The sequence below is a fragment of the Nocardia sp. A7 genome, assembly GCF_046549215.1.
Taxonomy (GTDB): domain Bacteria; phylum Actinomycetota; class Actinomycetes; order Mycobacteriales; family Mycobacteriaceae; genus Nocardia.
Genome location: NZ_JAJPWE010000001.1, coordinates 832460 through 846079 on the forward strand (window position 1 = coordinate 832460; position 13620 = coordinate 846079).

Here is a 13620-nt window from a genome sequence, read left to right on the forward strand (position 1 = left end):
GAGCACCGCGCTTCGACACATCTACCGAACTTTTGTGCCATCGGCTCACTGGGCGCCGAGGCGCCGACAGGAACTCAGGCGCCGAGGGCCGCCGCGAACATGGGCCAGGAATCGTGGACGTCGTCCTGCCAGTACGGCCAGGCATGGGTGCCCGCGGCCCGGAAGCGGACATCGGCGGGGATGCCGAGCTGGGCAAGGCGGCCCGCGAGCGGGCTCGAACAGCTGCCGACGACGGCTTCCATGGTGCCGCCGACCAGCAGACGGTCGAGCAGGACGCCGACATTGCCCGCGATGCTCGGATCGTTGAAGGCCTCGTGCGGGCCGGGAGCGCCGTTGCCCGAGGACAGGTAGATGGCGGTACCGCGCAGTCGGTCGGCGTGCAGGGTCGGGTCGTTGGCCGCCCACGTCGGGTCGCCGGGCGCGCCCCACATGTTGGTGGCGTCGGCACCGAACGTGGCGAGCTGGGCGCGGACCAGGGTCTCGGCGAGCGGGTTACTGGTCTGCGTGCAACCGCTGAAGGCGCCGACCGCGCGATACAGGCCGGGGGCCGCGATCGCCAGGTTCAAGGCCGAGGTGGCCGACATCGACAGGCCCGCGATGCCATTGGCACCGGTCATGCCGAAACGGTCGTTGAGCAGTGGGGGCAGTTCGTTCGTCAGGAAGGTGGTCCACTTGCTGCGGCCGAGCGCGCCGTCATCGCGCTGCCAGTCGGTGTACATGCTGGCCCGGCCGCCGATCGGGACGATCACATTGACCGGCTTGTCGGCGAAGAAGTCCACCACATCGGTGCGGCGCATCCACGGCCCGCCGCTCTCGCCACCGTCGACCGCGTTCAGCAGATACAGCGCGGGCGCGCCGGCACCGGGGTGCGACATCCACAGCGTGATCGGGCGGTTCATCGCCGCGGAATGCACGACCACCTCGAACTGTCTGCCACCTAGGGGGCGGACGTCGAGGATTCCCGATTGCGCCGACGCCACAGGCGAGACGACCAATCCACAGCCGAGCAGGACGAGCAGACAGCACACAAGCCGACGCATGCGACGTAGTGTGCCGCATGACCCCGCTAATGTCCGGCATTGGGCGGTTCGTGTCCCTATTGTGCGTGTTCATCCAGAAAATGTGCGCGCAGGTCGGTGATCGAGGCGGGTCCCGCGTCGGGGACGTGCATCCGCTCCGCAATCATGGCGCGGAGTTTGCGTGGGAGCCCGGGTGCGTGCCGATCGAAGTAGGCCGAGAGCCATTCCGGCTTGCCGACGAGGAACGGGAAATCGGTGTTCGTCATCGGGCGGATCACCAGCATCGGCAGTGGGGCGTGCAGCGGGCGGTAGTCGCGGTTCCACAGCCCCGCGACCGGGCAGCCGGGATAGAACTGGCCGAGCATGGCGCCGGCGCGGACGATGTCGCTCTTGCGGGCGGCATGGGCGGCGTCGATGCGGGTGGTGTCTTCGAGGGCAGGGAAGACGGTGAGGACCGCCGCGGTGTGGTCGAGGGTGCGGTAGAGGTCGAAGGCGTCGTCGATGGTGTGGGTGATCTCCACGGTGTCCGCCGGCTCGGCGATCCACAAGGTGTGTTGTGCGACAGCGGGTTTGACGAAGGGGCAGACGGGGCCCGGCCTGCCCTGCGCGGGATCGTGGCGCATCAGGGTGTCGGCGAACCAGTCGAGCAGGGGCGCGGTGCGTGGATGTTCGGCGGCCCAGCGGGCGGGGTCGTCGTAGACGCACCACCAGGTGGCGGCGGTGCGTTGGCCTCTCGTCGAGCGCAGGATAGTCATGGTGTGGCCGTCGCGGTTTCGACCTCGCGCAGGTGGCGGTCGAGGATGGGGCCGATGTGGGCGACGACGTCGGCGTTGGTGAGTTGGGCGTGGGTGGTGTCGACGGGGTGTTCGACGAGACGGCCGGTGACGAAGGGGCGCCACATCTGAGCGTCGAGGAAGGCGGTCATGCCCTGGGTGGCGCAGAAGTAGAGGAGGTGGCCGTCGAAGAGGCCGGGGCGGTAGCCGTGCGAGAGGCGGACTCCGTCGGCGTAGGCCTCGTGCAGGTTTGTCAGTTGCTCGGCGGTGAGGCCGGTGCCCAGAGATGCTCCGGCGTCGGCCAATTCGGCCGCGGCCTGCTCCGCCGAGAGATCGGGAAGGCTGTCGGCGTCGTCGGGCTCGTCACCGAGCAAGTGGGTGAGGAGGTCGCGCATGCGCGGTCGCGGGGGCGGGTCGGCGTGATCGGGGATGACGACACTGTCGAGCATGGCGAGAGTGGCCACGTCGCGGCCGTTGGCGCGCAGGCGGACCGCGGTGGCGTGAGCCAGTTGGCCGCCCAGGGACCAGCCGAGGAGGTGGACGGGGCCCGTCGACTGTAGCCGGGCGATTTCGGCGGCATAGGTGTCGGCGAGGAAATCGACAGTCAGCGCGGCGAGCGCGGGCGGGCGGTCGGCTGTCACCTCGTCGGATGGTCGCGCGGGGCGGCTCGGCGCCTCGGATCCTCGCGCAGCCGTGGACAGCGTGGGGGCCTGCAATCCGTAGACGGGACGGTCAGTGATGTGGCGGGCCAAACCCGTGTAGCACCAGGCGAGGGGGACGGCCGAGTGGATGCAGAACAGGGGCGGGTGCAGGCCCTCGGTGCGCAATGGCAGGACGGTGGCGAGGGCGTCGGCGCCAGGGTCCGCATCGGTGCGGTAGGTCTCGATGCGGTGAGCGAGGGCGGCGACTGTGGGAGCGGTGTAGAGCCAGCGGACCGTGATCGGGGTGTTCGTCGACGCCGCCAGTTCCGCCGAAACACTCACGCCTGTCAGGGAATTGCCACCGATCGCGAAGAAATCGTCGTCGGCGCCGACCATATCGAGGTCGCAGGCGGCGGCGAAGGTGGTGGCGATCAGGTGTTGGAGTGGGGTCACCGGAGCGCGGTAGGCGATGGCAGGCGGGGCAGGAAGAGCTGCGCGGTCGAGCTTTCCGTTGGCGGTCAGCGGGAGCCGGTCGAGGGTGATCAGAGCTGCCGGGACGAGAGCGGCGGGCAGGACCGTGCGCAGGTGGGCGAGGACGGCGGCACTGTCGAAGGGGATGTGCTCGCAGCCGTGGGCTCGGGTGGGGACGACATAGGCGATGAGGCGGGCTACGGGGGTGCCCGCGTCGGCGATGTCGACTACCGCGTGGGCGATGGTGGGGTCGGCGAGCAGGGCCGTTTCCACTTCGGCCGGTTCGATGCGGCGGCCGCGGACGGCGAGTTGGGTGTCGATGCGACCGAGGAACTCGTAGCCACCGTCGGCACGGGGACCGACGAGATCGCCGGTGCGGTAGACGCGTTCGCCGCCACCTCGTGGGTCCGCGACGAAACGTGTCGCGGTGCTCGCGGGATCGTTGATGTAGCCCTGCGCTACACAGGGTCCGCCGAGGTACAGCTCGGCGCGCGCACCTGCCGGAACGGGCCGCAGGCTTGAATCCAACAGCAGCGCGGACACTTTCGGCAGCGGTGCGCCGATCGTCACCGGTTCCCCCGCCACCAGTGGCGCCGACTGGGTGGCCATCACCGTGGCCTCGGTCGGGCCGTAACCATTGTGCAGACGGACCCGGGTTGCCCAGGTGGCGACCAGTTCCGGCGGGCAGGCTTCGCCGCCGACGACCACGACCGCGAGACTCGGCACCGTCTCCGGGCGCAGCGTCGCCAGGACGGCCGGCGTGGTGAGCAGGTGGGTGACCCGGTGCATCACGATCAGCTCGGCCAGTTCCGCGCCCGCGACAACCGCGGGCGGCTCGACCACCAGACGAGCACCTGCGGCGAAGGCTGCGAGGAGTTCCAGTAGGTGCGCGTCGAACGCGGGTGAATGAGCGTGCAGCACTGTCGAATTCGACGACAACCGATAGCGGTCGAGAAGGTGGGCCGTCAGCGGGCCGAGGCCTCGATGGGTCACCGCGGCGCCTTTGGGTTTCCCCGTCGTCCCCGAGGTATGGATCAGGTAGGCGGGGTGGGCGGTGGTCGCTCGCGTGCCACGGTCTGCGTCGAGGATCGGCGCCGAGGGTTGATCGGCGATCCGCGCCAGGGTGTCCGAATAATCGAGGGTCAGCCAGGTGACTCCGGGCCCGCCAGGGTCAGCGGATCGACCGGTGATCACGGGTTTCGCGGCCCGAGTCGTCACGCCGAGCACCGCACCGGACGCGTCGATGATCCGGGCGATCCGCTCGCTCGGGTCGCCCACATCGATCGGCGTCAGGCAAGCACCGGCCGCCGCGATGGCGCGCACAGCGAGCACGGACTCGAGCGACCTCGGAATCGCGGTGAGCACCGGACTCCCCGGCCTCGCCCCGTGCGCGAGGAGCAACCCGGCCCACCGCGCCGCCGACTCACCGAGTTCCCGGTAGGTCATCGACCTGGCACCGTCGACCACCGCGACGTTGTCCGTTCCATCGAAGCGACTGAACAATTCGCCCAACGTCGAAGTCGGTGCGTCAGTGGCGGGCGGTCGCACGTGCTGGGGCGCCTGGGATTCGGGGGTCAGGTCACGGATGGGATGGGATGGTTCGGCGGCCAGGAAGGTGGCGAACCAGTCGAGGAACAGGCGGTGGTACCAGGCCAGGGTGGCGGCGTCGTAGCGCGCCGGGTTGGCTTGGAAGTCGATGGTGGCGGTGGTGTTGTCGGGGCCGAGTTGGTAGCCGTTGACGAGGAGGTCTTCGACGGGGCCGAGGCTCAGCAGGTGGGCGTGGCCGGTGACGGGGCCGAGGGTCAAGGGGGCGGTGAAGCCGAGGAGGTTGATCACCGGGCCGAAACCACCTCGGGCCAAGTGGGTTTCGCCGCGGTCGCGTTGGATGTCCTCATAGCGGTAGCTCTGGTGGCGCAGGGCTCCGATCACCCGCAACCGCACCTGGCCGATCAGGTCTTCGACTGTTGTCGTGGTGAGGTCGCGTAGTCGCAGGGGCACGACATTGGAGACCGAACCCGCCGAACGACGCAGGGCCGCCGTGGGCCGGGCGGCCACCGGCAGCGAGAGGACGACCTGGTCGGCGCTCGACATGCGCGCGAGGAAGGCGGCGAAGGCGGCGGCGGTCAACTCCGGAAAGCTGGCCGAATAGCGCTGCCGCGCAGTGGCCAGCAGGTTCGCGGTGCGCTCGTCGAGGCAGGCCGACACCCGATGCGGATCGGCCGACGCGGGCGCGGCGACACCCGCGATGCCGATCGGATCGGGCAGCCCCGCAACCTCTTTCGCCCAGTACTCCCGATCCGCGACCGCACGGGAGGAGTCGCGGTAGAGCCGATCGGCGTCGACCAAGCCCCCGATGGACAACACGTCACCCTGGCCGAGATCCGTTCCCCGCGAGTAATTCTCGGCCGCGAGCCGCAGCAGGGCCGCCGCTCCGACACCGTCGAGCACCAGGTGATGACTGCGCAGATAGAGAAAGCTCCGTTCGGGGCCCACCCGGTACAACACCGCGACAGTGATCGCGTCCTCGCACAGGTCCAGCCGAGCCCGGCGATCCGCCTCCATTCGCGAAAGCGCTTCGACCGCGGTGAGGTCTGTCTCGGTGAGTTCGCCGAAGACAGTCGGGTCGAGGTATTGACGTGGCGTGCCATCGACGAGTCGGATACGCACGTGCGGTGACTGCAGTCGCGCTGCCGCCGACCGCATCGCGGTGCGCAGGCGCGCGATGTCCAGTGGCCCACGCAGATCCAGATACAGGGCGATGGTGGCAGGTACGTCGGGCGCGAGCTGATGAGCTACCCACCAGCGTAATTGCCCGGGCGACAGGGGTATCGGCGCAGCATCGGCCGCCATCACGGCATCGACCGCGCCGATACCACCCTCACCTTGCCGCACCGTGCCTCCCGGGATTCGAAAGCAACCGTTGACTGGTTTCCCGGCAAACCTACGGCATCTACCCCGTGTCGGGCACGGATACCCGCGCGGCCGCGTCGGCGGCGACCACCTCGGCGAGCACCGAGTCCAGTGCCGACGCAGTGAGTCCGAAGGTGGTCCGCAGCGCCGAATCGTCGACGACGAACTCGCGATGGGACATGTGTTTCGTCTCGAACAGTTCGGCCCAGAACGGATCTTGTTCGGCGAGTTCGGTGATCTCCTCGTCGGTGAGCACCGCGAGTTCGGGCGTCGCGGCGCCGGCCAACGCGGCGAGCCTGTTCGCGACGGTGCGGACGGTCGTGGTGATCACGGGCGCGTGCCAGGCCCTCCCCCACGACCGATCGTCGCGCGCGACCGCGACCAAGGTGGCCGCGGCGTCACCGATCGCGGTGAAGGAATGCGGGAGGTCCAGCTCCTGCGGCACCTCGGCCGGGGTGCTCGCCAGGACCGCGGACTGAACGAGCAGGGAGAACACCGACACCGCTCCCACGCCGAGGAATTGACCCGCGCGCACTTCGGTGACGCGCAACCGGCCGGCCTCGTGCGCGACGAGCGCCTCGATCCACATCCTGGCTCTGACCGCGCCTTTACTGCCCGTGGCGGCCAGCGGTGCGCTTTCGTCGACGACACCGTCTACCGGGCCGTAGCCATACAGATTTCCCAGCATGACCAGGTCGGCGCCCACGGTTTCCGTCGCCGCGAGGATTGAACCGAACAAGGGCGGAACGGTCTCCGGCCAGGTGTGATACGCGGGCATCGCCAGGTTGAAGACAGTGGCCGCGCCGGTCGCGACCTCGGCCAAGGCAGTCGTGTCGTTGGCGTCGAGAGCGATCAGTTCCACGCCGGGATGGGTGGGGCCGAGCCCGCTTCGGCTCACCATCCGTACCCGATCCCCGGCTTCGGTGAGCAACAACGCGCTGGCGGTGGCGGTCGCGCCCCGGCCGATCACTACATGAGTGGACATGTGAATTCCCTTTCACAACAACAGCTTTCGATGCGGCCGAAGGAGTTCCGCCCGCACACCCAACGATGCCGTGCACGCGATGGCTAGACTAGTGGCCGGAATGCCAGCTACCCCAAGGATCAGGCCATGAAGACCATCGCGGTGGTTGCCGTCCCCCCGGTGAAATCCTTCGATCTGTCGATGCCGGAAACACTGATGGGCTCGGTCATGATCGACGGCGAACCCGGCTATCGGGTGGTGGTCTGCACGGCCGAGCCCGGGGTGCTGCCGTCGACCCCGGGCGGATTCGATGTGGTGATCCGGCACGGACTCGATGTCCTCGACCGCGCCGACGCGGTGATCGTGCCGAGTACCGGCAGCCGCACGGACGCGGACCCGGTGACTCTGCAGGCGCTGCGCGCGGCCGTCGACCGCGGCGTCCTGGTCACCTCGATCTGCAGCGGCGCCTTCGTGCTTGCCCAGGCCGGGCTGCTCGACGGGCGCACCGCCACCACGCACTGGGGCCTGGCCGACGAACTGGCCCGCGACCATCCGCTCGTGCGGGTGCGCACCGACGCACTGTTCATCGAGGACGGTCCGGTGACCACCGCCGCGGGCGCGGCCGCCGGAATCGACCTGTGCCTGCACCTGATCCGAGCCGACTACGGCGCCACCGTGGCGAACGCGGCAGCGCGGGCAGCCGTGGTGACGCCCGTGCGGGCAGGCGGCCAGGCTCAGTTCGTCGATACCCCGCTCCCCGCCGACGACGATCTCTCCCTCTCGACCACCCGAGCCTGGGCGCTCGAACGCCTCGACACTCCCCTGTCGCTACGCGAACTGGCCGAACACGCGCGAACCAGCGTGCGCACCCTGACCCGCCGATTCCACGAGGAAACCGGCCTCAGCCCCCAGAAATGGTTGTTGAGTCAGCGCCTCCACCGCGCCCGCGAACTGCTGGAGTCGACCACATTGCCCGTCGAACAGGTCGCCAGGCACAGCGGGATCGGGTCGGCGGAATCGTTGCGCCAGCACATGGTTCGCCAGTTGGGCGTTCCGCCGAGCGTCTACCGCGCGAACTTCAGTACCGCGCAGTAGGCGGGTAGCCGGGGTAGGGCTGGTAGCCCTGCGGCGCCCGGGGTGCGAAAAAGGTCGAGGACATGCCGTTCCACAGCAGGATCACCGCGGCGAGTCCGATGCCGAGGGTGACCGTGCTGAACACCAGCGCGATCCCCGCCGTCGAGGTGACGAACGCCATCACCGTGCCGACGACGTAGAACAGCGCGTTGATCCCGAAGAACACCGACCCCGTGATCCGTCCCCAGTTCTTGCCCGCCCGGCAGACGAACGCCATCCACACCCACAACCCCGCCGTCACCAGCGAACTCACGATGGCCCCACCGACGCTCGCGTACACGAGAAGATCGAGTTCGTTCCCCCGCAACACACCACCCGAGGCGTCGAGCGCGTCGCTGCGAGTCTGGTCGAGCATGGTGAGCGAGTAGGCCATGCTGAGCAAGGTGACCACCGCCCCCACCAGCATCACGTAGAACGCGATCTGCACACTCTGCGGAACAACCCGCGGCGCGACATCCACCGGCGGATACGCACCACCCGGCACGGGATACGGAGCACCCGGCCCACAGGGCGGGGGCGGCGCATAGGGCGGCGGCGATCCCGCCGCACCCGGCACCGGACCGTACGGCGGTTGCGGTACGGCCTGGCTCGGCGCGTCCGGATACGCCGTCAGCCCGTCATCCTGGGATGGATAGCCCTGGCCTGCGGACGAATCTGACATCGAGCTGTGCCCCCTGGTTGTGAAGTCGGGCCCAACTCTAGCCGCAGCCGCCGACACCGGCCCGCTGTGCGCGATCGGCGTCAGCGAACGCCGACCAGCTCCCGAGCCGCACTCCGATACCGATCGACGATCAACCGAACAACCCCCGGATGCACACCGATAGGCTCAGCCACCCCATCGGCCCCCGCATCATGCAACCGCTGGTGAAAGAGACCATGCGCCAACAGATAAGACGCGATGAACACCCGTTTCGAACCCGACTCCCGAAGCGAGGCAACAACTTCGGGCACCCGAGGCGCCCCGGTGGCCACGTAGGCGATCCGAACCGGCGCACCCAGCTGCTCGGCAAGCATCCCCGCGGCCCGCCGAACATCCTGGCGCGCACGCGAATCCGAAGACCCGGCAGCCGCGAACACAATCGCATCCCCAGGCTTCCACCCGGCCGCACGCAACCGCACCGCCATCACCCGGGTCAACGCCGGATCCGGCCCCATCGCATCGGTCACAGCGACCGCGCGATGCCCACTCTCGGCAACCTCACGCGGAACGTCCTGGTACACGTGATACCCCGAAGCGAGAAACGCGGGCACAACAACAGCGGGCCCGTCGAGATCGCGCAGAACCTCCGAGGGCGAAGGCCCGAGCACATCGACGAAGGCAGTCCGCAGCGAAGCATTCGGCGCCGACGACACCGCGACACCGAGTTCGGCAGCCACCGCATCGGCCAGCGCCGCGATCATTTCCACGCCACGCGCACTACGGGTGCCGTGCGCGACGAGCACCAGAGCCGGATCGCCCGGCACCCCGGCACTCACCACACCCCGATCGCTTGGGCAGGCCGCGGCGACCGAGCAGGCGTCCCGATCCCCGAGGGATGCGGCGGCGGCACAGACTGCCGCACAGCAGGAGTATCGGAGCAGTCGGCAGCGTCCAAGGCCAGCCGGTATCCGCGCTTCACCACGGTCTGAATGGCCTTGGGAGTGCCCAGACCTGCCCGCAGTCGCGCGATCGCGGTCTCCACCGCGTGGGTGTCGTCACCGCCACCGGGCAGCGCGGCCAGCAGATCTTCGCGCGAAACGACCCGACCCGGCTGACGGGCCAGCGACCGCATCAACGCCATCGGCGCGGGCGCCAACTGACGCACCTCACCGTCGACGACCACGCAGCCACCCCGCACGCTGACCAGATGACCGGCCGCGTAGATCCGGCTCGCGCGGCGCGGAAGTTCTTCTGCCACATGGCGAGCCAGCGCACCCAACCGAGCACGGGCAGGCATCGTCGTCGGCACACCGAGTTCTTCCAGCGGGGCCGCGGTGATCGGGCCGACACAGGCGGCGAGCACCCGTCCACGGAACGCGTGCAGCACCGACTCCAAGAGCCCGGTTTCCTTGGCGCGCATCAACAGTGACGCCACGGCGGGCGCACTGGTGAAGGTGACACAGTCGAGACTGCCGGAGATGATCGATTCGATCATCGTGTCCATCGGCCCACGATCTGTCGGCGGCTCCCACCGGTATACCGGCACCGGAACCACGTCGGCGCCCGCGCAACGCAGCACCTCGCAGAAGTCGGGAACCGGCTCCCATTCGGTGGTCGCGCCGTGCAGCTGCACCGCGATGCGGACGCCTTCGACGCCCTCGGCGAGCAGGTGATCGAGCACCTCGGCCGAGGACTCCGAGGCAGGCGACCACTCCTCGCGCAGTTCAGCGGCGCGGATCGCGCCCTTGGCCTTGGGGCCACGGGCCAGCATGCGGGTCGAGGCAAGGGTGTCGCGCAGTACTTCGGCCAGACCCCAGCCCTCGGCCGCTTCCATCCAGCCGCGGAAACCGATGCCGGTGGTGGCGACGGTGATCTGCGGCGGATCGGCGATCAGCAGTTCGGTGACACGTTCGAGCTCGGTGTCATCGGCCAGCGGAATGATGCGAATCGCCGGGGCGGACGTGACCGTCGCGCCCCTGCGGGTGAGCAGGGTGCTGAATTCCTCGGCGCGGCGAGCCGCGGTAACGCCGATCGTGAAGCCGGCAAGGCACGGGCCACTGTCGGTGGGAGCGGTCATGGGGTCTGCACCGGTTCGTTCGAGACCGCGACGACGCCGCCGTCGAGTTGGACCGAATACACCGGCAGGGACTTGGACTCGTCGTCGAGACAGCGGCCGTCGATCAGCGAGAAAGCCTGCTTGAGCAGCGGCGACGCGACGACAGGGATGCCACCACGATCACCGATGATGCCGCGCGACATCACCGCGGCCCGCCCGAACGGATCGATGTTGCCGACGGCGGCGAGCGTGCCGTCGGTGAGTAGGAACAGGGCCGCCTGACGGCCGCCCTTCAGCAGGACCGCAACGCCGCGCCCCGGGATCAGGAAATCGAGTCGGCAGGCCTGAGTCCAGGTCGCGGTCTCTGTGGTGATGGTGGGTGTGTCGATAACGGTCATCGGTTCCTCCTCCGAGAGCCTTACCTATTGGTACAGGCACCCTGTTTCCGCAGCGTTAAGTGCTTATTTCCCAGCCGGTGCTGTGTCCGACGCAACACCGACGGGCATGCCGGGAAGACCGAGAAGCACAGGTACCTTGCGTTCGCCGCTGTCGTCGAACGAAATCGTCGGATCGGCTTGGTCAGGGGCATTGACGAAGGAGACGAAGCGCGAGAGCTTGTTCTCGTCCTCGAGGACCGCGGCCCACTCGTCCTTGTAGCCCTCGACATGCTTGGCCATGGCCGCCTCGAGGTCGTCCGCGATACCGAGGCTGTCGTCGCACACGACGGCCTTGAGGTAATCGAAGCCGCCCTCCAGTGCCTCCTGCCACGGCGCGGTGCGCTGCAGGCGGTCGGCGGTGCGGATGTAGAACATCAGGTAGCGGTCGATGTAGCTGATCAGCGTCTCGTCGTCGAGGTCACCGGCAAGCAGCACCGCGTGCTTGGGAACCAGGCCGCCGTTGCCGCCGACGTAGAGGTTCCAGCCGTGCTCGGTGGCGATCACGCCGACGTCCTTGCCGCGGGCCTCTGCGCACTCACGCGCGCAGCCCGAGACGGCCAGCTTGATCTTGTGCGGCGAACGAAGACCGCGGTAGCGCTTCTCCAGCAACACGGCCATGCCGACCGAGTCCTGCTGGCCGTAGCGGCACCAGGTGGAACCGACGCAGCTCTTCACGGTACGCAGCGACTTGCCGTAGGCGTGGCCGGACTCCATGCCGACGTCGACCAGGCGCTTCCAGATCAGCGGCAGCTGCTCCACGCGGGCGCCGAACAGGTCGATGCGCTGACCACCGGTGACCTTGACGTAGAGGCCGAACTCCTTGGCGACCTCGCCGATCACGATCAGCTGGTCGGCGGTGACCTCGCCACCGGGCATCCGCGGGACGACCGAGTAGGTGCCGTTCTTCTGCAGGTTGGCCAGGAAGTGGTCGTTGGTGTCCTGCAGCGCGGCCTGCTCGCCATCGAGGATGTGCTCGCTCGAGGTCGACGCCAGGATCGAGGCGACGGTCGGCTTGCAGATATCGCAACCCGAGCCCTTGCCGTGCTTGGCGATCAGCTCGGAGAAGGTGCGGATGCCGGTGACGGCGACCACGTCGTACAGTTCGGCGCGCGACTGCGAGAAGTGCTCGCACAGCGCCTTCGACAGCGCGACGCCGGACTGCTCGAGCAGCTTCTTGAGCATCGGCACACAGCCACCGCAGGAGGTGCCGGCGTTGGTGCAGCTCTTGACGGCCGGGATGTCGCAGGCGCCCTCGGCGATCGCGCCGCAGATCGCGCCCTTGCTGACGTTGTTGCAGGAGCAGATCTGGGCGTCGTCGGGCAGCGAGTCGGCACCGAGTTCGGCACCGGCCGGGGAGATCAGCGCGGCGGCGTCGGCGGGCAGCGGGCGGCCGACCAGCGGGCGAAGGGCCGCGTACTGGCTTGCGTCGCCGACCAGGATGCCGCCGAGCAGGGTCTTGGCGTCATCGGAGACGACCAGCTTGGCGTAGGTGCCCTTGGCCGCGTCGTGCAGCACGACCTCGAGCGCGCCCTCGGTGGTGGCGTGCGCGTCACCGAAGGACGCCACATCGACGCCCATCAGCTTCAGCTTGGTGGACATATCCGCACCGGGGAACTCGCCGGCGCCGCCGAGCAGGCGGTCGGCGACGATCTCGGCGGTGGTGTAACCGGGGGCGACCAGGCCGTAGCAGACGCCCTCGATCGCGGCGCATTCACCGATCGCGTAGACGCTCGGGTCGGAGGTCTGCAGGCTGACATCGGTGAGGATGCCGCCGCGCGCGCCGATCGCGAGGCCCGCGGCCTTGGCCAGTGCGTCCTGCGGGCGGACACCGGCGGAGAACACCACCAGCGACGCCTTGATCTCGGCGTCGTTGGACAGGTGCACGGTGACGTTGTCGGCGCCCTCCTCCTCGATCGAGACGATCTTGGCCGTACCGACCCCGGTGTGCACATTGAGACCGATATCGGTGACGAGCTTCTCCAGGATCGCGCCACCGCCGGCGTCGACCTGGGCGGGCATCAGGCGGCCGTTGTACTCGATGACGTGCGGGGTCATCCCGAGCAGACGCAGCGCGTTGGCCGCTTCCAGACCGAGCAGACCGCCACCGACGACCACACCGTGCGCGCCGGGACCGGCGGCTTCGGCGGCGGCGCGGATACCGTCGAGGTCGTCGATGGTGCGGTAGACGAAGCACTCGGGCAGGTCGTGGCCCGGGACGGGCGGCACGAACGGGTAGGAACCGGTCGCCATGACCAGGGCGTCGTAGGCGATGACGTCGCCGCTGGTGCTGGTGACGGTCTTGGCCTCGAGGTCGATGGACTCGCCGCGCTGGCCGAGTCGCAGGTCGACCAGTGCGTCGCCGTCGTACATGTTGCCCGGCAGGGCCAGTTCATCGGTGTTCCAGTTGCCGACGTAGTAGGACAGGCCGACGCGGTCGTACGCGGGCAGCTTCTCCTCCGACAGGATGACGACCTGCCACACGCCTGCCTCGTCGCGCGAGCGCAGGGCTTCGACGAAACGGTGTCCGACCATGCCGTGGCCGACCACGACCGCTGTTTTGCGAGTGCTGTTCATG

The 13620-nt window shown here is 68.8% G+C and carries 10 protein-coding genes; 1 reads left to right on the forward strand and 9 read right to left on the reverse strand.

The window, feature by feature from the left end:
• Nucleotides 1-74: 74 nt before the first annotated feature.
• The 4 genes from ACLJPD_RS03705 to ACLJPD_RS03720 are packed head-to-tail and all read right to left on the reverse strand — an operon-like array spanning nt 75 to nt 6799.
• Nucleotides 75-1040, reverse strand: coding sequence for an alpha/beta hydrolase (locus tag ACLJPD_RS03705; protein ID WP_410870285.1), 966 nt, complete (start codon nt 1038-1040; stop codon nt 75-77).
• A 56-nt stretch (nt 1041-1096) separates the two neighbouring features.
• A complete protein-coding gene (locus tag ACLJPD_RS03710) occupies nt 1097-1774 on the reverse strand; it encodes a DUF6875 domain-containing protein (protein ID WP_410870287.1) in 678 nt (225 codons plus the stop codon).
• Nucleotides 1771-5796: an amino acid adenylation domain-containing protein gene (locus tag ACLJPD_RS03715; RefSeq protein WP_410870288.1), complete on the reverse strand. Its 4026-nt coding sequence runs from the start codon at nt 5794-5796 to the stop codon at nt 1771-1773. The genes ACLJPD_RS03710 and ACLJPD_RS03715 overlap by 4 nt, the downstream gene beginning before the upstream one ends.
• A gap of 58 nt (nt 5797-5854) precedes the next feature.
• Entirely contained in the window at nt 5855-6799 is a 945-nt protein-coding gene (locus ACLJPD_RS03720; protein WP_410870289.1) for an NAD-dependent epimerase, read from the reverse strand.
• A 126-nt stretch (nt 6800-6925) separates the two neighbouring features.
• On the opposite strand from ACLJPD_RS03720, the gene ACLJPD_RS03725 reads away from it, so the two are divergent.
• Nucleotides 6926-7873: a GlxA family transcriptional regulator gene (locus tag ACLJPD_RS03725; RefSeq protein ID WP_410870290.1), complete on the forward strand. Its 948-nt coding sequence runs from the start codon at nt 6926-6928 to the stop codon at nt 7871-7873.
• Here ACLJPD_RS03725 and ACLJPD_RS03730 read toward each other — a convergent pair.
• From ACLJPD_RS03730 to nirB, 5 genes are all read right to left on the reverse strand, one after another.
• The gene (locus ACLJPD_RS03730; protein WP_410870291.1) at nt 7857-8573 is read right to left on the reverse strand and encodes a hypothetical protein; all 717 of its coding nucleotides are present in this window, start codon (nt 8571-8573) and stop codon (nt 7857-7859) included. The genes ACLJPD_RS03725 and ACLJPD_RS03730 overlap by 17 nt on opposite strands.
• Nucleotides 8574-8653: 80 nt before the next feature.
• On the reverse strand, nt 8654-9391 hold the full coding sequence (locus ACLJPD_RS03735) for a sirohydrochlorin chelatase (RefSeq protein WP_410870292.1): 738 nt from the start codon (nt 9389-9391) through the stop codon (nt 8654-8656).
• The gene (locus tag ACLJPD_RS03740) at nt 9385-10629 is read right to left on the reverse strand and encodes a uroporphyrinogen-III synthase (RefSeq protein WP_410870293.1); all 1245 of its coding nucleotides are present in this window, start codon (nt 10627-10629) and stop codon (nt 9385-9387) included. The genes ACLJPD_RS03735 and ACLJPD_RS03740 overlap by 7 nt, the downstream gene beginning before the upstream one ends.
• Entirely contained in the window at nt 10626-11006 is a 381-nt protein-coding gene (nirD, locus tag ACLJPD_RS03745) for a nitrite reductase small subunit NirD (RefSeq protein WP_410870294.1), read from the reverse strand. The genes ACLJPD_RS03740 and nirD overlap by 4 nt, the downstream gene beginning before the upstream one ends.
• Before the next feature lie 63 nt (nt 11007-11069).
• Complete coding sequence (gene nirB / locus ACLJPD_RS03750; RefSeq protein WP_410870295.1) at nt 11070-13619, reverse strand: nitrite reductase large subunit NirB; 2550 nt, start codon at nt 13617-13619, stop codon at nt 11070-11072.
• Nucleotide 13620: the final 1 nt, after the last annotated feature.